Source organism: Paenibacillus sp. WC2504 (assembly GCF_052682475.1).
The window spans coordinates 3,267,216-3,292,018 of the sequence record NZ_JBQZFH010000001.1; the positions used below are offsets into that span (position 1 = coordinate 3,267,216).

24 protein-coding genes and 1 other annotated feature (1 of these 25 only partly in view) are annotated in these 24,803 nt (G+C 46.9%); of the genes, 18 read left to right on the forward strand and 6 right to left on the reverse strand.

The genetic code is table 11. The features are described 5' to 3' along the window. Window positions 1–130, forward strand: a binding site (T-box leader); it begins 149 nt to the left of the window's first position. A 50-nt stretch (window positions 131–180) separates the two neighbouring features. Next, the gene (gene tyrS, locus ACUN27_RS14340; RefSeq protein ID WP_315951286.1) at window positions 181–1,440 is read left to right on the forward strand and encodes a tyrosine--tRNA ligase; all 1,260 of its coding nucleotides are present in this window, start codon (window positions 181–183) and stop codon (window positions 1,438–1,440) included. A 40-nt stretch (window positions 1,441–1,480) separates the two neighbouring features. Here the strand turns inward: tyrS and rpsD are convergent, their stop codons facing one another. Further along, the gene (gene rpsD / locus ACUN27_RS14345; protein ID WP_127452159.1) at window positions 1,481–2,080 is read right to left on the reverse strand and encodes a 30S ribosomal protein S4; all 600 of its coding nucleotides are present in this window, start codon (window positions 2,078–2,080) and stop codon (window positions 1,481–1,483) included. 373 nt (window positions 2,081–2,453) lie between these two features. Between rpsD and ACUN27_RS14350 the strand changes: the two genes are divergently transcribed. The 4 genes from ACUN27_RS14350 to ACUN27_RS14365 all read left to right on the forward strand — a co-directional run bounded on the left by ACUN27_RS14350 (window position 2,454) and on the right by ACUN27_RS14365 (window position 6,042). Continuing rightward, window positions 2,454–4,421 (forward strand): sensor domain-containing diguanylate cyclase, encoded by a 1,968-nt coding sequence (locus tag ACUN27_RS14350; RefSeq protein ID WP_315951283.1) that lies wholly within the window; start codon window positions 2,454–2,456, stop codon window positions 4,419–4,421. 284 nt (window positions 4,422–4,705) lie between these two features. Next, on the forward strand, window positions 4,706–5,272 hold the full coding sequence (locus ACUN27_RS14355; protein ID WP_445559067.1) for a TVP38/TMEM64 family protein: 567 nt from the start codon (window positions 4,706–4,708) through the stop codon (window positions 5,270–5,272). A 111-nt stretch (window positions 5,273–5,383) separates the two neighbouring features. Further along, window positions 5,384–5,632: an HPr family phosphocarrier protein gene (locus tag ACUN27_RS14360; RefSeq protein WP_127452161.1), complete on the forward strand. Its 249-nt coding sequence runs from the start codon at window positions 5,384–5,386 to the stop codon at window positions 5,630–5,632. A gap of 122 nt (window positions 5,633–5,754) precedes the next feature. Then, window positions 5,755–6,042, forward strand: coding sequence for a YlaN family protein (locus ACUN27_RS14365; protein ID WP_056833125.1), 288 nt, complete (start codon window positions 5,755–5,757; stop codon window positions 6,040–6,042). 55 nt (window positions 6,043–6,097) lie between these two features. On the opposite strand, the gene cax is transcribed toward ACUN27_RS14365, so the two are convergent. Next, window positions 6,098–7,144: a calcium/proton exchanger gene (gene cax, locus ACUN27_RS14370; protein ID WP_315951278.1), complete on the reverse strand. Its 1,047-nt coding sequence runs from the start codon at window positions 7,142–7,144 to the stop codon at window positions 6,098–6,100. Window positions 7,145–7,343: 199 nt separating this feature from the next. Between cax and ACUN27_RS14375 the strand changes: the two genes are divergently transcribed. Continuing rightward, window positions 7,344–7,724: an Asp23/Gls24 family envelope stress response protein gene (locus ACUN27_RS14375; RefSeq protein ID WP_127452164.1), complete on the forward strand. Its 381-nt coding sequence runs from the start codon at window positions 7,344–7,346 to the stop codon at window positions 7,722–7,724. 29 nt (window positions 7,725–7,753) lie between these two features. Here the strand turns inward: ACUN27_RS14375 and ftsW are convergent, their stop codons facing one another. Together ftsW and ACUN27_RS14385 are read right to left on the reverse strand one after the other, a co-directional pair. Continuing rightward, the gene (gene ftsW, locus ACUN27_RS14380; protein ID WP_326062170.1) at window positions 7,754–8,902 is read right to left on the reverse strand and encodes a putative lipid II flippase FtsW; all 1,149 of its coding nucleotides are present in this window, start codon (window positions 8,900–8,902) and stop codon (window positions 7,754–7,756) included. Between the two features lie 13 nt (window positions 8,903–8,915). Continuing rightward, window positions 8,916–9,263: a YugN family protein gene (locus tag ACUN27_RS14385; RefSeq protein ID WP_315951276.1), complete on the reverse strand. Its 348-nt coding sequence runs from the start codon at window positions 9,261–9,263 to the stop codon at window positions 8,916–8,918. Window positions 9,264–9,467: 204 nt separating this feature from the next. Here ACUN27_RS14385 and ACUN27_RS14390 point away from each other — a divergent pair, with 204 nt between their 5' ends. The 7 genes from ACUN27_RS14390 to ACUN27_RS14420 all read left to right on the forward strand — a co-directional run bounded on the left by ACUN27_RS14390 (window position 9,468) and on the right by ACUN27_RS14420 (window position 18,022). Continuing rightward, window positions 9,468–10,637 carry a M20 family metallopeptidase gene (locus ACUN27_RS14390; protein WP_315951275.1) on the forward strand — a complete coding sequence of 390 codons (1,170 nt, stop codon included), beginning with the start codon at window positions 9,468–9,470 and terminating at the stop codon, window positions 10,635–10,637. Between the two features lie 63 nt (window positions 10,638–10,700). Then, on the forward strand, window positions 10,701–11,141 hold the full coding sequence (locus ACUN27_RS14395) for a CBS domain-containing protein (protein WP_157321397.1): 441 nt from the start codon (window positions 10,701–10,703) through the stop codon (window positions 11,139–11,141). Window positions 11,142–11,334: 193 nt separating this feature from the next. Beyond that, on the forward strand, window positions 11,335–12,495 hold the full coding sequence (locus tag ACUN27_RS14400) for a Gfo/Idh/MocA family protein (protein ID WP_315951274.1): 1,161 nt from the start codon (window positions 11,335–11,337) through the stop codon (window positions 12,493–12,495). Between the two features lie 58 nt (window positions 12,496–12,553). Further along, window positions 12,554–13,627, forward strand: coding sequence for a Gfo/Idh/MocA family protein (locus tag ACUN27_RS14405; RefSeq protein WP_315951273.1), 1,074 nt, complete (start codon window positions 12,554–12,556; stop codon window positions 13,625–13,627). 133 nt (window positions 13,628–13,760) lie between these two features. After that, on the forward strand, window positions 13,761–15,467 hold the full coding sequence (locus tag ACUN27_RS14410) for a DNA repair helicase XPB (protein ID WP_326062171.1): 1,707 nt from the start codon (window positions 13,761–13,763) through the stop codon (window positions 15,465–15,467). Then, on the forward strand, window positions 15,457–17,490 hold the full coding sequence (locus ACUN27_RS14415) for a helicase-associated domain-containing protein (RefSeq protein WP_326062172.1): 2,034 nt from the start codon (window positions 15,457–15,459) through the stop codon (window positions 17,488–17,490). The genes ACUN27_RS14410 and ACUN27_RS14415 overlap by 11 nt, the downstream gene beginning before the upstream one ends. A gap of 82 nt (window positions 17,491–17,572) precedes the next feature. Beyond that, entirely contained in the window at window positions 17,573–18,022 is a 450-nt protein-coding gene (locus ACUN27_RS14420; RefSeq protein WP_127452411.1) for a YlbF family regulator, read from the forward strand. A gap of 6 nt (window positions 18,023–18,028) precedes the next feature. On the opposite strand, the gene ACUN27_RS14425 is transcribed toward ACUN27_RS14420, so the two are convergent. Beyond that, on the reverse strand, window positions 18,029–19,033 hold the full coding sequence (locus tag ACUN27_RS14425; protein ID WP_326062173.1) for an asparaginase: 1,005 nt from the start codon (window positions 19,031–19,033) through the stop codon (window positions 18,029–18,031). A gap of 47 nt (window positions 19,034–19,080) precedes the next feature. Here ACUN27_RS14425 and ACUN27_RS14430 point away from each other — a divergent pair, with 47 nt between their 5' ends. The 5 genes from ACUN27_RS14430 (at window position 19,081) to galU (ending at window position 22,816) form a co-directional block, all read left to right on the forward strand. Then, on the forward strand, window positions 19,081–19,344 hold the full coding sequence (locus ACUN27_RS14430; protein ID WP_127452182.1) for a YlbG family protein: 264 nt from the start codon (window positions 19,081–19,083) through the stop codon (window positions 19,342–19,344). A 211-nt stretch (window positions 19,345–19,555) separates the two neighbouring features. Next, a complete protein-coding gene (locus ACUN27_RS14435; protein ID WP_127452184.1) occupies window positions 19,556–19,993 on the forward strand; it encodes a hypothetical protein in 438 nt (145 codons plus the stop codon). A gap of 112 nt (window positions 19,994–20,105) precedes the next feature. Then, complete coding sequence (locus ACUN27_RS14440; protein WP_315951269.1) at window positions 20,106–21,017, forward strand: selenium metabolism-associated LysR family transcriptional regulator; 912 nt, start codon at window positions 20,106–20,108, stop codon at window positions 21,015–21,017. A gap of 45 nt (window positions 21,018–21,062) precedes the next feature. Next, the gene (locus ACUN27_RS14445) at window positions 21,063–21,929 is read left to right on the forward strand and encodes a PHP domain-containing protein (protein ID WP_445559068.1); all 867 of its coding nucleotides are present in this window, start codon (window positions 21,063–21,065) and stop codon (window positions 21,927–21,929) included. Next, window positions 21,929–22,816, forward strand: coding sequence for a UTP--glucose-1-phosphate uridylyltransferase GalU (gene galU / locus ACUN27_RS14450; protein WP_315951265.1), 888 nt, complete (start codon window positions 21,929–21,931; stop codon window positions 22,814–22,816). Before ACUN27_RS14445 ends, galU begins: the two co-directional genes overlap by 1 nt. 48 nt (window positions 22,817–22,864) lie before the next feature. Here galU and ACUN27_RS14455 read toward each other — a convergent pair whose 3' ends face one another. Continuing rightward, entirely contained in the window at window positions 22,865–24,628 is a 1,764-nt protein-coding gene (locus ACUN27_RS14455) for an Rqc2 family fibronectin-binding protein (RefSeq protein ID WP_445559069.1), read from the reverse strand. Window positions 24,629–24,803: the final 175 nt, after the last annotated feature.

Sequence of the window (24,803 nt, forward strand, 5' to 3'; positions counted from 1 at the left end):
TGCCGATTAAACCCCGTTACAGGTTCTTGAGTGAAAATAGTTAGCCGTACACGGGCGTTGTTCCTATAGATGTACGTAACTGCTGTTTTAATTAGGGTGGTACCGCGAGTCAAGTCTTCTCGTCCCTTGTGGATAAGAAGGCTTTTTTGTATGCCCACATAACAAAGGAGATGGATGAACATGTCGATTTTGAAGGATTTGGAGTTTCGTGGATTGCTTCATCAAATTACAGACCGCGAAGGCTTGGACAAGAAGTTAAGCGAAGAGCGAGTCGTCTTGTACTGCGGGTTTGACCCGACAGCGGATAGCCTGCACATCGGCAGTTTGCTGCCTATTTTAACATTGCGCCGCTTTCAATTAGCGGGTCACATTCCTCTGGCGCTCGTAGGGGGAGGAACTGGCTTGATTGGAGACCCTAGCGGTAAAGCGAATGAGAGAACCCTGAACGGGCCAGAAACCGTAGAAGCATGGTCTCAAAGCATTAAAGGTCAGCTTTCGAGATTTTTGGATTTTTCATCGGATATCGAAAATAGCGCGGAGTTAGTCAACAACTATGATTGGCTAGGGTCCTTGAATGTGATCGAATTCTTGCGCGATGTAGGTAAAAACTTTACGGTCAACTACATGCTGGCGAAGGATTCCGTTGATTCCAGGATTACAAAAGGTATTTCTTTTACGGAATTCAGTTACATGATCCTGCAATCCTACGACTTCTTGAAACTGAACGAAACGAAAAATTGTTCCTTGCAGATCGGTGGAAGTGACCAGTGGGGCAATATCACAGCCGGTCTTGAGCTTATCGGCAAAACAACGGAGAGCAGAGCCTACGGCGTAACCTTGCCGCTTGTAACCAAAAGCGATGGACAAAAGTTCGGTAAAACAGAAGGCGGAGCGATTTGGCTGGATGCAAGCAAAACGTCCCCTTACCAGTTCTATCAGTTCTGGTTGGGTACGGCGGACAACGATGTTATTCGTTTCCTGAAGTATTTCACGTTTATCAGTCACGAGGAAATTGAGCGATTGGAAGTCGAGGTCCAAACACAGCCTGAGAAGAGAGAAGCGCAGAAATTGCTTGCTCGTGAAGTTACGAAGCTTGTGCACGGGGGAGACGCTCTGGAGAGCGCGCTTAATATTACAGCGGCACTATTCAGTGGCAACATCCAGGAACTATCTCGCACAGAGATCGAGGAAGCCTTTAAGGATGTTCCGTCTTCGACACTAGAACAAGAGGATATGCCTTTGGTCGATCTGCTTATTGCTGTAGGGGCTGCACCGTCCAAACGCCAAGCTCGTCAAGACATTGAAAGCGGAGCTGTGACGGTTAACGGGGTCAAAATAACGGAGCTTGATGCGGTCGCCAAGGACCTGGGCAGACTCGGAGAGTCTTACATCGTTATTCGCCGCGGCAAAAAGAACTACTACCTGGCGCAGTTTAAATAAAATAAACCCCTTAGGGAATTCCCTAAGGGGTTTGCTTTTATTAACGGCTGTAGAACTCGACGATTTGTTTCTCGTCAATTTCTTGAGGAAGCTCAGCGCGCTCTGGCAAACGGATGTATTTGCCTTCTACTGCTGCATCGTTGAACTCAAGGTAAGTTGGCAGGTGGTTACGGTTAGCAAGAGCTTCTTTCACAGCGGAAAGGCCTTTGCTTCTTTCGCGAAGAGCGATAACGTCACCAGTGGATACGATGTAAGAAGCGATATCTACTTTTTTGCCATTTACAGTTACGTGACCGTGAGAAACGAGTTGACGCGCGCCTGCACGGGAGTTGGAAAGACCAAGACGGTAAACCAAGTTGTCCAAACGGCTCTCAAGCAAGATCATGAAGTTCTCACCGGCGATACCTTTAAGTTTGGAAGCTTTGTCGAACAAGTTGCGGAATTGCTTCTCGTTCAAGCCGTACATGTGACGAAGTTTTTGTTTTTCATTTAATTGAACGCCGTAGCCGCTCATTTTTTTACGTTGTCCTGGGCCATGTTGACCTGGAGGGAATGGGCGTTTCATGTCTTTGCCGTTACCACTTAAAGAGATACCAACGCGGCGGCTTAATTTGAACTTAGGTCCTGTATAACGTGACATTTAGGAAAAACTCCTTCTTTTTAACAAATAGTTTAGTAGATAGCATCTAGATGTCAGGGTGAAGACAAGTGCCTGGTTTTGCTTACGAATCATAATGTGATTCCCTGACAAGAGTAGTTCAGCCGCTGTCTTGGCAGGAGCAAAAGCAGTGAGGGTGATCACAAATGGCATTCACCGAAATCATGTTGTTACTCGACTTCTAATTTTATTAAAAAGCGGGGCAAGTGTCAAGTCTCAATCCGCCAAAACAAATCGAAAATATCGTGCAATAACAGTCGAAAAATAGTATGATAAATGAGGTAACATTTTAGCCTGGATCAAAAGAACTATAGTTTGTTAGTGAGGAGAGCCTATGAGTGAACCGCTTCGTAGTATGAAACAACATAGTTCGGCAGAGCACTTCGAAGAGTTTCTTCGGCAAGGACTTGTTCTTCCTAGCAACTTTTCCTATGGAGAATTCAATACGGATCAAGCGCTGCAAGATGCATTTGAGTATTGGGTTTATCAATTTGGACATGCGATGCTACCGCACCAAACCGCATTGTTGTGCGTAAATAGGGATCTTCGTGTCATTAACGCTTGTTTAAATAACGCCCCGTTTATGGAGGAATACTCGCAGACAGGAGTGTCTTGGAACTTCGCTGAACGAGAGGAGAATCCTTTAGCTAAGTGTTTAGCAATTCCTCAGTTACATGTGATGTCCGGGGAAGAACGGGATGATTCAAGGCAGAGTTCGATGAATGCTGCCGCCATTCCGGTCTTGGACTCGCACAAACAACCCATCGCCTATCTGGGACTATTCACCCATTTTCTTACAGAGACTAAAGAGCTTATTCAATTGCTTTACACCTTATCGATATCCTTTCATAGCTGTGTACAAAGCATTGAGGATCGTCGCCGATACGACCATCTGCTGCTGCAAAATCAGCAAAGAGAGCTTGATTTTAAAAAGCATGACATTTTGTTTGAGGCCTCTAAAAAGCTGCATGCCAAAATTGATGTTGACTCGGTACTAACGGAGGCCATTGAATGCATGTACCGCGTGTACCCTCATATTCAAGTCGATCTGCTGCTCTCACAAGATAATGATTCCACGAATCTTTCCGTTAAGCCCTTGAATTTTCAGAGTATTGAGAATGATATTTGTACACGCGCCTTTATGGAAAGCACCGTGGTTTTTGAGCCGACTAAGGGCAGCGAAGGGCCAAGCACGGGGAAAGTAGCGGCGCCATTATCCGGTAAGCAAGGCGTGTATGGAGTTTTGTATATGCAATTTGAGCATGATTTGATTCATGCTTCCGATCTGCAATTTATATCAATGCTCGCCGATACGGCCGGATCGGCATTTGAGAATGCGAAGCTGTATGAGCAGTCGAACGTCATGATTAATGAGCTTCGCTTAATCAATGAAATTACCAAGCAACTTAACCAGAGCCTGCGGTTGAACGAAATTTTCAACTCGGCTTCCAGTGAGATTTTAAGCATCTTTGGAGCCGACTTTTGCTGCATTTTGCAAACGGATCAAGATTCGGACAAGTTAATTCTACAAGCCACGAACTTGCCAGCGTTGTTCCATGAGACTTTTACGATGGACCAGGGCTTCTCCGGACAAATTTACAGAACGAAAGAACCCGTCATCATTTCGGACTATCTGGCAACCAACAAGGTGAAGTCGAAGATCATGCAGTTAAGCAACGCCAGATCGCTCATTGGATCGCCTATTCTAGTGAACGGCCGCGTAGAGGGTGTCATTCTAGTGGCACATAACAAGCCGAATTTCTTTTCATACGATAATTACAAATTACTGCAAGTGCTTTCCGGGCACATCGGTTTAGCCATGACGAATGCCTCTTTGCATGCGGAAGTGAAACGTATGGTTATCACGGACAATCTAACCGGCCTTTATGCGCGACACTATTTGGATGAGCAAGCGAATTTGCTGCAAAAGAAGGACTTCTGCGGTTCGCTAATCGTTGTAGATATCGATAATTTCAAACGTATTAATGATACGCATGGTCATCAAATTGGCGACAAAATATTGATTCAAGTGAGTCAAATTATTAAGACCTGTATTCGCGAGAGCGACATCGCGGCTAGATGGGGTGGTGAGGAGCTCGCCGTCTACTTGCCTCAAGTCGCCAAAGATCAGACGATTCGCATTGCAGAGCGCATACGTACAAGAGTTCTTAAGGAAACCAATCCGCAAGTGACTGTTTCCTGCGGGGTATCGGATTGGAACTGGGAAGAGGATAAGATTAGCGTTGAATCGTTGTTCTATCGGGCGGATATGGCGCTGTATCAGGCTAAAAACAGTGGGCGTAACCAAATTAAAGTCGGCTAGCTTTCCACAAAAATCACTTATCTATAGATAGGTGGTTTTTGCTTTTCATAACGCTGCAAAAAAAGGGCAGACTAGCTTCAGACACGCATGCTTTTACCCTACTTTTCTCTTCCTGAACTAACGGTAACATGATACAATGGTTTGGTTAAGGGAAGGATGGTCGAAATTTGTCAGTGGCTAACAGAAAGCGGATACTTTCAATTCTAGTTATTTTGATTTTAGTCGGTTTTTTGGTTTATTTTTTCTTTTTTAACCACATAGGCATTAAACTTGCTCATAGTAATATGAGGCAGCTGTCTGATCATTTGAATGATCTTGGTTGGCCCGGCAAAATCATCGGCATGGCTTTGATATTTGCTCAAACTTTTTTCCCGTTTATTCCTTTTGTGCTGGTAGCCGGGACGAATGTTGCGCTTTTTGGGATTAAAGTAGGGTTTTTGGTAAACTATATCATGTCTTGCCTAGGAGCAATTGCCTCTTTTTATTTTGCTCGTTATTATGGACATGCTTGGGTCGAGAAGAAATTAGAACGATTTCCGCTTGTTACTCAGTTCAGCCGCCGCATGGAACAGCGTGGGTTTGTTTATGTGCTTCTGGGGAGATTGATCCCGATTTTACCGTCATCGGCAATTAACTTTGCTGCAGGACTCACTCGAGTACGATTCACTCCATTTCTATGGGGCACTGTCATTGGGAAACTTCCCATCGTTTTTTTAGAATCCATGATTGCACACGATTTATTTCATTTTCACAAATATAAAGGAAGACTTCTCCTTCTGCTTGGAATCTTTGTCGTCTTAATTCTTGTTGGTAATGGTGTCAAACGGGTGCTCGCGCCCAAATCGAAATAAAAATTGTTGGAGAATGCAGGAAATTTTCTAGTTGCGCTTTGTCACCTATCCAAGTTATCATATAGAAAGCAAGGCGACCAACTCATATGCAAATAAATGGAGGAATGAAATATGCCAAGTGCTAATAACGCCGCAATTGTTGAAATTTCACAAACAGCTAATAAATTTAGATCATCCATCGTTCTCCAATATGATAATAAGTATATCGATGTGAAAAGTATTTTGGGATTGTTCACAACTCTACTTAGCTCCAGCAAGTATGATTTGCACGTTCATGGCCCAGATGAGCAAGAAGCGAAAGTCGCTATGGCCGAAGTTTTCGCTAAGCATGATCTAGGGGTTAATGTCGTAGAAGACTAGATGAACGCCCGAAGAAGGTACTCTCAGAATCTCTGAGGGTACCTTCTCTTGTATATTGGAGCAATTTCGCTTAATATAGATACATATAAGGACGGATGACTATGCGTATAGGGGGAAGTGGAATGTCTTCATCTGATCTGTTGTTGGACATGAATCAAAAAGCGCTTAATCTTCTTCAAGAAGATGCAGATAAAATCGAAAAGCTGATCGAAGTACAAATGGAAAATTTGACAACACGTCAATGCCCGTTGTATGAAGAGGTTCTAGATACGCAAATGTACGGTCTGTCTAGAGAAATTGATTTTGCCATTCGTGCGGGACTTATTTCCGAGATGCCAGGCAAGCAAATTCTCAGCAAGCTTGAACGTAACCTTGCTCAGCTATATGAAGCGCTGAATAACAAAAAGTAACCCATCATTCGGGTTACTTTTTTTGTTTAGCGTATGTAGTGGTGACACATGAACGTTAGACGAGGAAGAATACGACACCCAGGATGATGTAGACAAATAGCAGGAGGAGACCTTCGTACCAATTGGTTGAACCATCCTGTGTGATTGACTTGGTGATGAAGACGGCGACCCCGATGGCGGCGATCTCATAGGTAGTGAAGACAATGTTCATTGGCGTGCCGCTCATGAAGAAGCTGACTAATACTAGCACTGGAGCTACGAATAGTGCAATTTGCAAGGAGCTGCCGATAGCAATTTCAACGGCTGCACCCATTTTATTTTTCATCGCCATCATGACGGCTGCGCTGTGTTCGGCTGCGTTCCCGATAATGGCTACGAGGAAGGCCCCGACAAAGAGTTCCGAGAAGCCGAATTTATGTGTCACTTCTTCCAAAGTGCCGACCAGCCATTCACTCGTGAAAGCAACCATGACGGTGGATAGAACCAGGAAGAGAATAGATGTTGTTTTGGACCAAGCAGCCTCGCCGTGCTCCATGGCTGCATCGGAAAGTATGCTTTTGTGGGTAACCATGGAAAACAACAGCCAGAGCAAGTAGGCGACTATGAGTAAAATCGCGACGATCATGCTCATCGTCGAAGTTTCTTTAGACGTTAATCCTCCCGTAAAAATCGCTGGAATGAAAAGCGCCACGACGCCGAGAATCATCAAAGACGAGTTGTGGGAAGCCAGCTTTACGTTAAACGACTGCTCCTTGAACTTGAGTCCCCCGGCAAAGATACTAAGCCCGAGCACCAGCAGGAGATTCCCGATGATAGCCCCGGTAAGGCTGGCCTTCACGATATCGTACAAGCCGTCCTTCACAAGGAAGATGGCGATGATTAGCTCTGCTGCGTTGCCAAACGTGGCGTTAAGAAATCCACCTACCCGTTCGCCAGCATAATGGGCCACACTTTCAGTCGCTTTGCCTAGGAACCCGGCGACAAAAATAATCGCGATACAGGCAATGACGAATTGCAGGGTTGTATCCAGATGCATGTAGTGTGCAATCCCTGTCAATACAAAAGAGATGATTAAACCCGCGTAAAACAATTTTCCTTTCAATGTACACCCTCCGACCCTTGAAATATTGGAACTTTTTTACTTCTTTTTACTATACCCACTTTGCCCGATAAAGTAAATTCGATTTAGACATTTGCGGCAGTTCTTGCTTTCATCTATTGAACTTATTACAATAGATTTATACCAGAGTGGAGAAGTTTGGCATTCCATTCAAAGAACCCTATATTAGGAGTTGATCCATATGTCCGAAGACAATCAAACCGGTTTAATTCGTATTTCTGATGATGTAGTATCCACAATAGCAGGTCTTGCAGCTCTTGAAACGGCTGGCATAGCAGGGATGTCTGGTGGCATTTCAGAAGGCTTGGCTAAGCGCTTGAGCGGTAAAAACGTGCAACGAGGCGTATCAGTAGAGGTAGGTCAAGTGGAAGCTGCCATCGATTTACGCGTTATCGTCAATTACGGTTCCCGTATTCAGGATGTATGCAGGGATCTCCAAGAGAACGTTCGGGAAGCAGTCGAAAATATGACAGGCTTAAATGTGGTTGAAGTGAACGTTAAAGTAGAAGGCGTTGCTTTCAGAGAAGAAGAACTTGCAGACGATCCTCTTCGTGTAAAATAAAAAAAAGACCCAATCGAATTTCGTGTCGATTAGGGTCTTTTTTTGGTGGTTGGTTCTTCTTTGCGTATTTGTTCCCGAGATATGCTAAGTATAATACCCATACTAATCAGAGAGACCATCATGGAAGATCCTCCGGCTGATATAAAGGGGAGGGTTACCCCGGTTAGGGGGATGGTTCCTGTGACGCCTCCAATATTAACAAAGGCTTGAAAGCCGAACATCACCATGATCCCTACCCCTGCAAGCATGCCGAACATATCCGGACTGCGAACGGCAACAAGGATACCCCGCCAAATGAAGAAAATGAAAAGAAGAATAAATAGAGAGCTTCCTATAAATCCCAATTCCTCACCGATAATGGCAAAAATAAAATCGTTATGGGCCTCAGGCAAGTAGTGCAGTTTCTGGATGCCTTGTCCGAAGCCAGCCCCTCGAAAGCCGCCGTGTCCAAATGCGTATAAGGACTGGACCACCTGATGTCCGGCACCTTGGGGGTCCGAGAAAGGATCCATAAACGAAGTCAAACGGTCAATTCGATAGTTGTTGCCATCGGAGCCGCCTTTTAACATATATAGGGCTACGCCGATTGCACCAAGGGTAAGCAAGCTTGTCCCCAGCATGAAAATGTGCTTCAAATTGGAGCCGCCAACCATAATCACGATGGCCGAACAAACAAAAAGAATCATGCATGAACCAAGATCCGGCTGAAGCATGATCAGGAAACAGACGAATCCGACAACAATCAAAGCAGGGAGAAGCCCCTTTTTGAAATTGCGGAAATTCTCCTCCTTATTGCTGATTAACGAAGCCAAATACAGAATGACAATCAACTTGGCGAACTCTGTCGGCTGAATCCCGAATTTACCAAGCGTGTACCAACTGCTGGCTCCGTTTGCTTTGGTTGTGAAGATAACGAAGATTAGGGCAAGCACGATAAAGAAGAACGCTGGGATGACAAGCTTTTTGAGCTTCGTGTAATGGAGATTCATGCAAAAGAGCATGCCGATGGTTCCAATCCCGACTGCGATTAACTGCTTTTTCGTAAATGCCCAGGGATCTCCATAATAAGCGCTTGTCATCGAGCTTGCACTGAAAACCATGGCCAGACCGAAGCAAACAAGCACAAAGGTTAATAGAAGCAGCAGAAAATCCGGCGTTCCTCTTCGAGGTGGATTCATGCTGTATCCTCGCCTAGTCCGCTAATAATTGCTTCAGCTGATCCAATTTTTGTTTGGAAAGTTTGAGCACGGATTCAGGAATTGGTGAATCGTAGTCCAAACCATGTGGGAATGTTTCTCTGCCTATGTATGCATCCTCTAGAAACAAAATAGCGTAAGGAGATTCCAGTTTGCCCGATTCTACACGTGCATTTACACGCAAGAAGTACACGGATTTACTTGCTTTATCTTCCATTTTGAAATCATAAGTAGCACGAGTGTATTCCCACTGCCAGCGCACGAAACCTAGCTTCGTCGTTACTTCATCCAGGTGAGCCAGATCGCTTTTTAAGCCTTTTAAGCCAGTTGCTTCAATAATCACTTATAACGCCTCCATATTGTACGTATGCATTCTTTATTCATGATAGTATGTTTCCAATGGTTCTGCAAGTCGATAGCTTCGTCTAATTTCTAATATTTGATGGCACTTTGGAGATGAAACTGGCGCATTAATTTGGTAGAATAGGTTCAATCACTTAGGCAAATATGAAATACCTACATATAAGGATGAGCGGAGGAGTTATCTATGATTGATTTTCAAGCGGACTTACAAGCCATTTATGAAGAAATGGTTGGCTGGAGGCGCTATCTGCATCAAAACCCTGAACTCTCCTTCCATGAGTACCGGACGGCTGATTTCGTCGCGACCCACCTTCGCAGTTGGGGCATTGAAGTCCGTCAAGGCGTTGGCGGCAATGGCGTTGTCGGGCTTCTTCGCGGCGGTGAAGCCGGACCAACCGTCGCTCTGCGAGCCGATATGGATGCTCTTCCTATTCAAGATGAGAAAGACTGCACATACGCATCCCTGACCAAAGGGGTTATGCATGCATGTGGACATGATGCCCACACATCTACGCTTCTCGGGATCGCTAAGGTAGCAAGCAAGCGCCGGGCTGAACTGAAAGGCAATCTGGTTTTCTTGTTCCAGCACGCGGAAGAAATCACCCCTGGCGGGGCGGATGCCATGATCCAAGATGGCGCGCTTGAAGGTGTTGATGCTGTGTTTGGCGTACATTTGTGGACACCATTCCCCGTCGGCAATGTTTACTCCAAAGCGGGTCCATTAATGGCGGCTCCCGATGAATTTACAATCCAGATTCAAGGGAAAGGCGGTCACGGTGGCTTGCCTCATCAAACTATTGACAGCATCTATGTGGCTTCTCAATTAGTTGTGAACCTGCAATCGATTGTAAGCCGTCAAGTAGATCCGATTGAACCATGCGTCGTAAGCATCGGTTCCTTTCACGGAGGGACGAGCTTCAACGTGATTGCTGAAACAAGTTCGTTAAGCGGGACTGTCAGGACTTTTAACGCAGAGCTTAGACAAGATGTTAAGCAGCGCATTGAAAGGATCGTGCAGTCTACTTGCGAAATGTATGGAGCTGCTTACGAAATTGATTATAAGATGGGCTATCCAACGGTAGTGAATGACCCGAATGAAGCTGGGCGATTCTTTAAGGTAGGAGCTGCATTATTTGGGGCAGAAGCTACACAGGAATCTCCACTTATTATGGCCGGAGAAGACTTCTCTTATTATTTGCATCATCGACCGGGTTGTTACATGTTTGTAGGGGCGGGCAATGTAGAAGCAGGGATTATCCATCCGCATCACCATCCCAAATTCGATATCGATGAGAAGTCCATGCTGAATTCGGCTAATTTGCTGCTTGGAATGGCTTTGGATTATATGGCATGAATGCCGTCCATCCTTTGGAGAATGCTATGTCTGTAAGACAACTCTAAGGGAGGGATCGTGGACATGGCTGGGAAAACAGTTCGGGATATTATGAGTAAAGATTGCGTGACAGTGACTTTGCAGGATAATGTATATGAAATTGCTTTGAAAATGAAACAACACGATATCGGATTTGTTGCCGTTGTTGACGGTAAGAAGCTCATTGGTGTTGTGACCGACCGTGATTTGGTCGTCCGCGGATATGCGGAAAAACATTCAGGTTCTACGGCCGTTGAGAAGGTAATTACGAAAGATATTGCAACGATAGATCCGAATACATCTATTGAAGAAGCAGCCAAGATTATGGCGAAAAATCAAATCCGGCGGCTGCCGGTCGTTGAGAACGGCGAGCTCGTTGGCATCGTAGCCATCGGAGATCTGGCCGTCCGCGGCAGCTTCGAAGATGAAGCCGGCCAAGCACTCGGCAAAATCTCTTCCGACAAAACGCCGGTTGGAGCAAGATAAAGGACTATCAAGATAAAGGACTAATTGGAGTATTTTGGACCGGGCATCCGGTCCTTTTTACTTGGCGAAAGCACAGATCTGTCAAAGTTCGCAATAAGGTAGTCAATCTGCGACAAGATGCGAACTCCTGAAATATGCTACATTGGTAACGTGTTCAATTATTGTGAATCTGACAAGAAAAAGGTGAGTACATATGGAGAAAGTTAGGATTGGTATTATCGGTCTGGGCAATATGGGAACTGGACATGCCAAATATTTGGTGAAGAACGAAGTAAAAGGCGCTGAATTGACAGCTATATGTGAATTCAGAGCGGATCGTTTGGAGTGGGCGAAAGAAAACCTAGGTCAGGACATCCAATTATTCGACAATCTTGATGCATTTCTGAACTCAGGCGTTATTGATAGCGTACTGATTGCGACTCCACACTATGATCATCCAGAAGTAGCGATAAAAGCTTTTAAAGCTGGACTACATGTTCTTTGTGAGAAACCGGCTGGCGTTTATACGAAACAAGTTCGTCAAATGAATGAAGCGGCTAAAGAGTCAGGCAAAGTCTTCAGCATGATGTACAACCAACGTACAAATCCTTTATATAAAAAGCTCAAAGATCTGGTCGAATCCGGTGAACTCGGTGAAATCCGCAGAACGAACTGGATCATTACGAACTGGTACAGATCCCAAAGCTATTACGATTCAGGCGGCTGGCGCGCAACATGGGCTGGCGAAGGCGGCGGTGTTCTGATTAACCAGGATCCGCATCAGCTTGATTTGTGGCAGTGGACGATTGACATGATGCCGAAGCGTGTTCGCGCGTTCTGTTATTTCGGAAAACACCGCAATATCGAGGTAGAAGATGATGTAACAGCATTCGTTGAGTACGAGAACGGCGCGACAGGGTTGTTCGTTACAACGACAGGGGAAGCTCCGGGAACAAATCGTTTTGAAATTTCCGGTGATCGCGGCAAAATTGTTATTGAAGACGGCAAGTTGACATTCTGGCGTTTGCGCGTTTCCGAAAGAGAATTTAACGAAACATTCAAAGGCGGATTCGGTCAACCGGAATGCTGGAAAATCGATATTCCAATCGAAGGCAAAGAAACAAGCCACATGGGAATTACACAAAACTTCGTTGACGCGATTCTTCACGGCACACCGCTTGTTGCTCCAGGGGAAGAAGGCATCAAAGGTTTAATGCTTTCCAATGCGATGTTGTTGTCCACATGGACAGACAACTGGGTGGATCTGCCGATTGACGAAGATCTTTTTGAACAACATTTGCAGGACAAAATCAAAAATTCCACCGTTAACAAAGAAGCTGGCTACAAGACTTTCGATGTTTCCGCTTCAAGATAATAAGACTGACCATTTCACCCCGTCAATATATGGGTAAAGACCGTGGAGGAATTCGGATATGCAAAAAAGCGATGGAATGAATTATGCACCAAAAGGCAAGCCGAACATCGTCGTGCAAAAAGGCGAGTTCGTCTTCGCAGCTATTGCCTTAGATCATGGTCATATCTATGGGATGTGCAATGGTTTACTGGAAGCTGGAGCAGAGCTGAAATGGGTCTACGACCAAGATCCTGCGAAAGTAGCAGCTTTCATTGCAAAATACCCGCAAGCCAAAGCAGCTTCTTCGGAGCAAGAAATTTTCGATGACGCGGAAGTTAAGCTGATTGCTGCGGCTGCAGTTCCATCCGAGCGTGGAGCGTTAGGCATCCGGGCGATGGAGAATGGCAAAGACTACTTTACAGACAAAACGCCATTTACTTCGCTAGATCAGCTTGCCGCTGCCAAAGCTAAGGTAGAAGAGACTGGCCGTAAGTATGCCGTATACTTCAGCGAGCGTCTACACGTAGAAAGCGCTGTGTTTGCCGGCCAGTTGATTGAAGAAGGCGCTATCGGGCGCGTAGTGCAGGTCATCGGACTTGGGCCGCACCGACTGGGTGCTGCAGGCCGACCGGATTGGTTCTTCAAAAAAGACAAGTATGGCGGCATTCTGTGTGATATTGGGTCTCATCAAATTGAGCAATTTCTGCATTATGCGGGATGTAAAGATGCTACCGTTGTAAGCAGTAAAGTAGCGAACTACCATGCGAAGGATTATCCGGAGCTGGAGGATTTCGGTGACGCTACACTTGTTGGGGATAACGGGGCGACCAACTATTTCCGTGTGGACTGGCTGACACCGAGCGGTCTTGGAACATGGGGCGACGGACGTACGCTGATTCTGGGAACAGAAGGATATATTGAGCTTCGCAAATATATTGACATTGCGCGCGACCCGCAAGGAGATCAGTTATATCTGGTCAATCAACAAGGTGAGAAACACTATAGTCTTCATGGACAAGTAGGTTTTCCTTTCTTTGGCCAATTGATCCTTGATTGCATCAATCGCACGGAGAATGCGATGACGCAGGCTCATACGTTCAAAGCAGCAGAACTCTGCTTGCTTGCACAGGAGAAAGCAATTCGCGTTGAATAGAGATCATCAGACGGGTAGTCCAGCGTTCGCCGCTGGGCTGCCCGTTTTGCTTTTTAAGAATAAAACAGACAGGCCAGATAGGTTTAAATCCAGTCCTTTCCTTTCATACTAGTGAGAAAGGAGATGGCAACCAGTGAAAGTAGATCCTACTCGTCCTCTGATCGTACAAAGCGATTTGTCAGTCTTATTGGAGACGCATCATCCCGAATTCGAGTCCGTTCGGGGGGTTCTATCCCGTTTTGCGGATCTTATCAAAAGCCCTGAGCATCTCCATATGTACCGGATTACACCGTTATCGCTGTGGAATGCAACGGCTGCCGGGATGCCGATCGAACAAATGTCAGCTTGTTTGCAGCAAAATGCGAAATTCGGCGTACCGTCCTCTGTGCTAAGCGGGATTCGTAAATATGCTAACCGCTATGGCTTGTTACGCATGGAAGACGTCGGCAGCGAACTTTATCTCGTCAGCGACGATACGGTCATACTAAGAGAAATTCGTGCGTACGATTCGCTTAAAAAATATTTAGAAGATACCCGCGGCGAGCGGGCTATTGCTATTTCTCCAGCATATCGCGGCGTGTTGAAGCAGGAATTAATCAAGCTTGGCTTTCCGGTTGAAGATTTGGCCGCATACCGAAGCGGTGAATTTCTTCCGATCCAACTGCGCGACGAAGAAACAATGGAAGAGCCTTTTCAGCTGCGCGACTATCAAAAGAGTGCAGTGGATGCCTTCCATCGCATCGGAGAAGGGGGAAGCGGCGTCCTAGTGCTGCCTTGCGGGGCAGGTAAAACGGTGATTGGTATCGCCGCCATGGCAAGATGCAACTGTGCGACGTTGATTCTTACGTCGAATGTCACATCCGTTAAGCAGTGGAAGCGGGAAATCTTGAGCAAAACAGGGCTCGCGGAAGACCAGGTCGGCGAATATAACGGAACAACGAAGGACGTACGGCCAGTCACTATTGCTACGTATCAAATCCTGACACATCGTGGGAAAAAAGAAGATGACTTCGCTCATATGCGTTTATTCAGCGAAAGAGAATGGGGGCTAATCATTTATGATGAGGTGCATCTTCTTCCTGCTCCTGTTTTCCGCGCAACAGCGGACATTCAGGCGACTCGCAGACTCGGGTTGACTGCTACCCTAATCAGAGAAGATGGCCGAGAGGAAGATGTTTTCTCCTTAGTAGGGCCCAAGAAGTTTGATATGGCATGGAAAGAACTCGAGTCGCAAGGCTGGATTGCTAAGGTAACCTGCCAGGAAGTGCGCGTTCCTCTCTCCGAAAGCGATCGCGACCTGTACGGTGCTTCCAGCGCCAGACAGCAATTTCGGATTGCCGGCGAAAATAGGGCCAAGCAACAGGTGATTGACCATTTGCTGCGGCGCCATGGCGATGAACCGACATTGATTATTGGCCAATATATTGATCAATTAGAACAAATTTCAGCCCACACTGGTGCGCCGATGATCAGCGGTTCAATGCCGTATGAACACAGAGAGGAACTGTATGATCAATTTAAAAAGGGGCAGCTGCCCCTGCTCATTGTCTCTAAGGTAGCTAATTTTGCCGTTGATTTGCCGGATGCCGCGGTGGCTATCCAAGTTTCCGGCAGCTATGGATCACGTCAAGAGGAAGCGCAGCGGTTGGGGCGAATTCTTCGCCCGAAAAGCAGCGGTGCGAATGCAGCCGTCTTTTATTCCATCATCAGCGAGGATACGAAAGAGCAGGACTTTGCCATGAAGCGTCAATTGTTTCTGGTTGAACAAGGATATGAATATTGCATTACGTGTTGGAGTCCTGACACGAAAGATCGTAAAGGAGAACAGTATGAGATATGAGCATGTCGTGAGTCGAATGCCGGAAGCCCTGAAGCAGCTTATTTCCAGCCAAACTTGGTGCTCAACTTACATCAAAGAGGGAGTTTCATTGCCTGATCTTCTGACTGACCGGAAATATCTCTTGAGACTGCTGTCTCACTTGTCAGTAGATGAGAAAAATACCCTCCGTCTTATTCTTAGCGCATTCGGCTGTGAGTCGTTCACGAGCCATGCGCTTGAAAAGCAGGCGGGCCTCCGTATGGCCGGCGCACAAGTCGCTATTGGACTGGTAGGCCTCAGACGGGCAGGCGTTATTGCCGCTTTCCGCAAAGCTTGGGGGGAGCAGCTTTTTGTGCTGCCTGAGGATGCTTTTGAGGCATGGCAGGGACTGCTTTTTCCTTCCGTAAAGCTTAAGACTATAGCGGATGGAAGCGCGCTAGAATTAATTCCAGCGGGGGCTGTCCAAGCGAGTGGTTCGCAGGAGGAAGAAGCAACGGTGCACCCGAGAGGTCTTGCCCAGCAGCTCTTTCACTTTATGGTAGCGTGTTCGCAGCAGTCTTCACTTCCCCTGACCAACAAAGGGACATTGCATAAAAAGCAAATCTCAAAGCTTACCCAGCATCTCGCGCTTCCGAATGACTTGCTGCGTGCCGCGGGAATTACCTACGCTTTCAGAGACATTTACGACGATGGTACAGCGCTGATGTTAGAAATGGCTATTCGGATGGGTTTCATTTCGGCGAAGGGTGATCAGCTCGTTGTGTGCAAGGACGCGTTCCTGTCATGGTTGGATGACCGCTATGAGAGTCAACAGAAGGCGATTTACGGCGTTTGGCGGCAGCTGCAGCTTCCTGCACCTGTCTGGCTTCAACATGGCTTAGCATGGATGGAGAGGGCGGAAACAGGCCAATGGGTTGAGCTGGATGCTATAGTTGGAGCGATCATGGCCTGCTGCTCCGAATACGATCAGATGAAAGAAGCTGATTCTATTTGGCGTGCGTTCTTCTCTTGCTGGATAACGCCGCTCTCCATCTTCCGTTTTATCGAGCTTGCTGCCGATAAAGAAGGCGGTGTATGGTTTCGCTGGCTGATTTCACTGAGGGATGAATGGGAATCAGAGGTAGGAATCAGCGATGATCCATCCAATAGTGCTGAAAAACAATCCAAAGCTTCTTCACTTTATGTGCAGCCCGACTTTGAAATTCTGCTGCTTCCTGATGCATCGCTTCGAACGGAATGGGAGATCGCGGCGTTCGCCGACCTTAAGCAAACGGATCATGTTCGTACTTACCGGATGACAAAAGAAGGCTTTTATCGCGCTTGGGAAATGGGGCAAAGTAGTGAAGAGATCATTTCCATGCTGCAAGAGAATGCGTATTATGAAATTCCTGAGCCAATAACCATAACACTGCGGCAATGGGGCGAGCAGACCGGCAAAGTGCATTTTGAAGAGGTAACGCTGCTTCGCTGCCGATCAAGTGACATTGCAGACGCGTTGCTTAGAAATGAGAAGTGCCAGCCGTTTCTTCAGGAGCGTGTCGGCACAGCTGATTTTGTCGTGCCCAAAGCGCAATTGGCTCAGCTTACGAAATGTTTAGAGAATATGGGATATAACCCTAAAAGCAGTCGTAAAGCACCGGATGGGTTGGGCATCAACGCAGCCGGTAATCCTTACGGCAATCAGACACCGGGCTTATGTTATTCCAGAGATACGATCCAGTTATACGAGATGGATTCCGAGCTCCCTGAAAGAGACGACTTGTATCCGGATATGCGGGATATCCCGTCAAGTTGGCTGCAAGACTTTCGTTCTTACCATGGCTCCACGCGTAAAGAAATGATTCGCAAAGCTATTGAATGGAAGAGCTGTTTACAGCTGCGCAAAGAAGGGCAGAACCGCTTCATAATTCCTAGAAGTTTGCGCGAAGAACGCACCGGTTGGATCCTGGAGGGCCTAGAAGAATTGCAAGAGATTGCATGGTCTGGTGAGGATTGGGAGGAAATGAAATTGATTTTGCCGGGTATTAACGATAAGGATATCTAGAGAAAAGGAAGAAACTCTTGAGGAACTGTGGTATAGTAGAGATGTCAGATACTCTTAAAGAGGAAGGAAGTTGAACATAGGTATGTTACAGACGATGGAAACAGAAACGATTGATATGTCGGCCGTCCTTATGCAGGCCTATGACATGGGTGACATGATTAATTCCTCTGCTGAAGTGGCAGATTATTTATATTGGAAGAACGCTGTTGAGAACAGTGCGGAAGTGAAAGAGCTGAAAGCCGTCTTTGCAAGAAAAAAAGATGCTTTCGAAGAATGCGAGCGTTTCGGGCATTATCACCCGAGTTATCACGAAGCATTGGCTGCTGTGAACGAGGTTCAGGACAAGTTGCATCAGGTCGAGGCTGTTCGCAGATTCAAAGAAGCGGAGGATCGCTTGGACGATTTATTGTTCACCGTGTCCACGACGATCGCTCACGCCGTATCTGATTCTATCAAAGTTCCCAGCAATAACCCGCTTCCAACCGGCAAAGGATGTTCCTCGGGCGGAAGCTGCAGCGGCAATTGCGGTTAACCCATGTTACAACTGGAAATCGGGGCGGATGATTCCGACCTCGGTTCCTTGCCAGTTATGAACAGTAGGCGTGTGAAAAGCAGCAAGCTTGCTGACTTCGGATGACGAAAGCAGGTCTAACTGCTTCAGCGCTTCAACGACAGCAGGATATAGCGCACGCTGATTACCGTCTTCAATCTTCAACACAAAACCTAACCCTTTGTCGGGAACCGTTAGTGCGAAAATGCCCTCAGCACCCATTTTGCCGATGATTCGGCCTTGCGTGACTTCGATTAATTGCGTATCGAAGCGATCGCTGCCTGCTAGGAATTGAGGATATTTTCGCACCGCGGCGACGATTCTCTGGCAAGCGTTTGCACGGACTTCAGGCAGCGCTTCCGGGCTTCCAAGCCGGGCGAAAGCAAGGGCCAGATGATGGATCGGCATGCCGAATACGGGCACGCCGCAGCCGTCGACTCCCAGCTCCATCTGCGATTTGGGGATGCCCGACATGGCGCACACCGCCTCCAGCATGAGTTGCTGCACAGGATGCTGCAGGCTCATGTATGTATCCGGCGATGCCCCAAGGTGCGCACAAAGTGCCAGCATGCCTGAATGCTTGCCCGAGCAGTTGTTATGCAGCGTGGTCGGCGCTTCTCCCCGCTCGCGCATCGCCTGTGCGGTCGGCGCATGGTAGGGCTCATGAGCACCGCATTGCAGGTGCTCGTGATGGAAACCGAGCTTGCCCAAGATGCCTTGGGCAGTGCTCACGTGCTCAGCTTCCCCGTTGTGGGAAGCGCAGCACAAAGCGATTTCGGCCTCGCCAAGGCCGAAATGATCCGCCGCGCCGGACTCGATGACCGGCAGCGCTTGAATGAGCTTCGCCGTCGAACGGGCGAAGGTAAGGAGTTGTGGGTCGCCTGCACCGTGCAGCAGCGAGCCCTTGGTGTTAACGACCGCGAGATGAACGCGGTGAATACTTTCCGTTATGTTCCCGCGGTACACGCGGACGATGGTGTTAGAAGGCTTCATGTAAGGGTATCACTCCATACTAGGATTATTGAAAAGAGGTTGCAATCATGATGATTGAGCGTAGCGGGTTAATCATTTGGGTTAACGATGTGAAAGCCGCCAGAAACTTGGAAAGATTCGGTTCGCTTCATTACATATCCAAGAAAATGAATTATGCGGTTCTTTATATACATGCAAGCAAAGTTGAAGAAACGACTCGCAGTTTACTTAAGCTGCCCTACGTCAAAAAAGTAGAGAAGTCTTATCGCAACGAAATCAAAACCGAATACAGTAGTGAAGTACCGGACAAAACTAGATTTTACACCCTTTGAGGCTGTAGTGCAAAACGAAAGCTTCGGAAGAAGCTTTTTTTATTTTTTGAATTTTTAGATAATAAGCATGTTTTCATGAATTCACAAATATTTATTAATAATTTTATATATTCTTACATGGGAAAAAAAGTTATAATCAAGTAAACTATAACTTACATACAGTCATGGAATAGGTACGCGGACTCATTTTTGTAGGAAAGGGGGTGTGATCATGAAAGACAAAGTAATGGGGAGATGGAGTACTTATGAACCATTCTTCGTGCAGCTGGGTGACAAGAAAGTAGCGGATGTCGTGATCACGAATCATGCGAAGCTGAGATGGAGTGATCGTGTTTCTAGTGAAAACAACTCACTGGAGGAAATCTGTGCTTTTCTATGGGAAAAGCTTAAAAATGGTGACATCGTCCCTTATTATCGAAATGAAGAAGATGTTTATCTGATTGATGATGACCTTGTCGTCGTTGCTGAGTTTTCACACTTGGAGAATGAAACGGATCTGGTGGGCAATCCGCTGCATAAGATGATCATCGTCACCTTCCTCGGGAGAATGTCCGAAACCATGGAGCTTCGTGATTTGAAATCATATTATTCTTGGCTTAGGCATTCAAGGCGCATGACGTTGATCAAGAACAGCCGCAAGCGCCGGTAACTGGATATTAGCTGGATCAAGAGCGTGTCCATCGCGGCATGCTCTTTTTTACGTCTGAATGGACTGCGCACGCGCAATTTCATATAATGGTAGCAAAGAGAGGCGGGTTTTCATGGCACTTAATTTTCATCAACTCCACATTTTTTATACCGTCGCGGAAAAAGGAAGTTTCTCGCATGCCGCCGGGGCGCTCCATATGACCCAGCCTGCCGTCACGATGCAGGTTCAATCCCTCGAGGATTATTTCGGCGTGAAGCTATTTCATCGCAGCACGAAGAAGATTGAGCTTTCTGAAGCGGGAAGAGCGCTCATGCCGTTTGCTAAAAATAGCATTGAGTTGATCCGGGAGACGGACGTGGCGATGTCCAAATTCACCAAAATGATTGAAGGACGTCTCCAACTTGGCGCAAGCTTGACGATGGGCGAATACATTTTACCTCGTCTCCTTGGCCCCTTCAGTAAGGATTACCCGAACATCTCCGTTTCCATGAAGGTAATGAATACAACACAAATTCTCGATGAGGTTCTTGGCCATCAGCTGAATTTCGGGCTTGTCGAGGCGCCGATTCATCACCCGGATGTTCTTACGGAAGCGATTCTAAGCGATGAGCTTAAGCTTATTGTGCCGGCGGACCATCCCTTAGCAGACATGGAGGTTGTTACACTCGAAGAAGTGTTGAAATATCCATTCGTGCTTCGTGAGCAGGGGTCCGGAACCAGAAGGGTAATGGAAGAGGAATTCGCCCGCTGCAACATGGATTGCTCGACGATGAAGATTGTCATGGAATTAGGCAGCACTGGCGCTATTAAATCAGCTGTAGAAGCAGGACTGGGCATTTCCATCCTATCGCAGTCTTCGGTTAAGCATGAGGTGACCCTAGGACTGTTTAAAGTGAAGACGATTGAGAACATTAGGTTTGAACGCAGCTTCTATGCGATTTATTTAAATTCCACGCTGCTTCCTATATCCGCAGTTAGTTTTATGACCTTTTTACGGCAGGAAGAATTAAGCCGTTTTCTTTGAAAAGTGCAGCACCGGTGAAGGCATCAGGAGAAGGAGGATGTGGAAATGACAGCCAATGTGACAGCCAAAATGGAAGCGGATTTACATACACATACTACGGCTTCGGACGGGACGCAGCGGCCTGCGGCTAATGTGCAAATGGCCCACGATGCCGGATTGGCGGCAATTGCGATCACGGATCATGATACGGTTTCAGGAGTGGCTGAGGCGCTTGCAGAGGGAGTGAAGCTTGGCATTGAAGTTGTACCTGGGGTTGAGATCTCAACCGTCGCGGGTGGCCAAGACATCCATGTGCTGGGGTACTATATTCAAATCGACGATATTCAGTTTCTAGAAAGATTGGCCTCTTTGCGTGACACCCGAAATGCTCGGAACGACATGATTATTGAGCGATTGCAGCAGTTAGGCGTAGAAATTACGATGGATGATGTGCTCAAAGAAGTAGCGAATATTAAGCGCAAGGGGGATACTGTCGGAAGACCCCATATTGCTGCCGTGCTTCTGAACAAAGGTTATGTTTCCTCCATTAGCGAGGCCTTTGACAAGTATTTGGCTACAGGCGCTGCCGCTTATGCCAACCCGCCGCGGATCAAACCGGAAACGGCCATCCAGTGGATTCATGAAGCGGGTGGAAAGGCCGTACTTGCTCATCCCGGTATCTATCATGACGATGCGCTCGTTGAGGCTATTACGCAGCAAGGATTAGACGGTATTGAGGTCTACCATTCCGACCACACGCCGGAAGATGAAGCGAAATATCTTGAACTTGCCCAACGCACAGGACTGCTAATTACAGCAGGTTCAGATTTCCACGGCGAACGGGGCGGAGTTGTCTTTCATGCGCCTATCGGTTCCAAACGAATTGGGATCGAAGTTTTACAAAGCCTACAAACCGAGAAGGAGCCGCGTTAATGAAAAAGATTCGCAAAGCGATCATTCCTGCGGCTGGTTTAGGAACCCGCTTCCTGCCAGCCACGAAAGCGCAACCCAAAGAAATGCTGCCCATTGTGGACAAGCCTGCCATCCAATACATCGTCGAAGAAGCCATTGAGTCTGGGATTGAGGATATCATCATTGTAACCGGCCGCAACAAGCGAGCGATTGAAGATCATTTTGATAAATCCGTTGAACTTGAAATGATGCTGGAGGAAAAAGGCAGCACGCAATTGTTGAACATTGTGCAGTCTGTCTCTAACCTGGCTGACGTTCATTATATTCGGCAAAAGCAACCCTTAGGTCTCGGTCACGCCATCCTTTGCGCACGCAAGTTTATTGGCGATGAGCCGTTTGCCGTTCTTTTAGGCGATGACATTCTGCAATCATCTCCACCTGGACTCAAACAGATGTTGGATATTTACGAACAGACGGAAACGTCCGTGATCGCTGTACAAGAAGTGCCTTGGGAAGATGTGAGCAAATATGGGATCGTTTCCCCCGCGGCGAGCTACGGCAGCTATCGTTTGATTGAAGATTTGGTCGAGAAACCTGACCGCGACCAAGCGCCTTCGAATTTAGCCGTGATCGGCCGATACTTGATCATGCCTGAAATATTTGGCATCTTGGAACGGCAAGAGCCTGGCCGCGGCGGAGAAATTCAATTAACGGATGCTCTCCGTGTCCTTAATAAAGAGCAGCAAATGGCTGCATATTTGATGCAGGCGAATCGTTACGACGTTGGCGACAAATTCGGTTACATTGAAGCGACCATCGAACTTGCCCTCCAACGGCCGGATTTGCAGCAGCAGGTGAAAGCGTACCTTCTCAATTTGGCTAGAAAATTAGAAGCGGAATCGGAATAAACACAAGCAAAAAGAACCTAGTGCAGTAAGATGCGCTAGGTTCTTTCTCTATTTTACAGTTACTTTCATTTGTTTGATTTCCTGTTCATCCGGCGTTACGAATAGCGTTTTCTGATTCACATAGATAACGAATCCAGGCTTGGAGCCATTCGGTTTATGGACATGTTTGATCGCTGTATAGTCAACAGGAACTTGGCTGGAGTGCTTGGCTTGGCTGAAATATGCGGCTAATTGCGCCGCCTCTCGCAGAGTTGCCTCGGAATAGTTGTCGCTTCGGATCACGACATGGGAGCCGGGGATATCCTTCGTATGCAGCCAAGTATCGGAGGAGGAAGCAAGCCGGTTGGTCAAAAATTCGTTTTGCGTATTGTTTTTGCCGACGTATATCGGGATTTGCTCACTAGACATATAACACGCCAAAGCAGGCTTATCTTTTTTCTTCTTTTTGCGCTGCTTTTTGTTGCGGTCGCGTATATAGCCCTGTTCCATAAGCTCATCGCGGATTTCTTCGATATCGGTCAAGGAGGCTACGCCCAGCTGCTGCAGCAAGGAATTCAGATACGTAATTTCCTGATGCGTTTGTTCGATTTGTTCCTCGACAATGGCGGTACTGTTTTTCATTTTTGTGTATTTTTTAAAATAGCGCTGCGCATTTTCTGACGGGGTCAACAGCGGATCCAACGGAATTTTGATCAGGGCCTGATCTTCATCGTAGTAGTTGATCGTCTCAAGTTCGCGGTCCCCTTTGTTAACGGCATGCAGGGAAGCTGTCAGCAGCTCGCCAAGTATTCGAAATTTGTCGGCATCTTTGGAGTCCTCGACGGTCTCTTGCAGTTTTTCCAGTTTTTTAACATTTTTGTTCGATTCATTTTGTAAAAAACGGAGTAAATCCGCCACACGTTGTTTGACTGTATCTCTTTCGGCTTTGTCTCCATAAAACATCTCCAAGCATGCGCTAGGCGTCGGGTACGTCGTGGACGTGCCTTCAATGTGCGTGAGCGGTGTCATGGCGAAGAACAATTTGCCGGTACTTGTCTGCTCGGTAATGATAGGTTCGTAGTGGTGCTGACGCACAGCCGTCATCACACGGTCAAAAGCCTGCCACAAAGCGTCGGGATCGACCGTTTGTTCGCTTTCATCGCCCTTGCGGCTGCGGTATACGATCTCTTTGGCAATTAATGGGCTTAACCCGCTAAAGGCGGCGACAAGCCGATGTTCGGGTTTATCCGAACTAGAGGAATCTTCCCCGGACATTTGAGCCATCGCATCAAGGAAGGCTGGTTTATCCACGTTAAGTGGATTTTGCTTATCCTGCACAGGCGGTGTGACATACTTGCTTCCTGGCATGACAACCCGATAGGAGGAAATGGCAGGGGTTACGTGATGAATACCATCCAAAATGGTGTCCGTTGCCGGATCCAGCAGAATGATATTGCTATGCCGCCCCATAATTTCCACGAGAATTTCTTTGGTGCTCATATCGCCTAATTCATCTCGGTGGCGGATTTGCAGCCGGATGACACGTTCCATGCCGATTTGTTCTACGGCTTCAATAACTCCGTTCTCACAGTGCTTGCGTAGGAGCATACAGAACATCGGGGCATCCATTGGATTCAAAGAGGTTTGCTCCGTGAGCTGAACCCGTGGGAACGTGGGATTCGCTGAAAGTAGAAGCTTGAGATTTTGCCCTTGCGCCCGGATTTGCAGGATAACGTCATTCTCGCTGGGCTGGTGAATTTTATTAATGCGGCCACCGACACACGTTTGTAATTCATGAACAATCGCGTGCAGGACTAGTCCGTCTAAAGCCATGATACATACAACTCCATTCTAGGTGAAAACTTTGCTAATCTCTATGATGCCATACTTTTCACAAAAACTTAAGCCTTAGCCACCGGGAAAGATGATTTCAGGGATATTTTCCTGCTTGTCTGAATACATTTACGTATGAGTGGGAGGCAAGATCAAGTGGGAAGTGGGAGGGAGA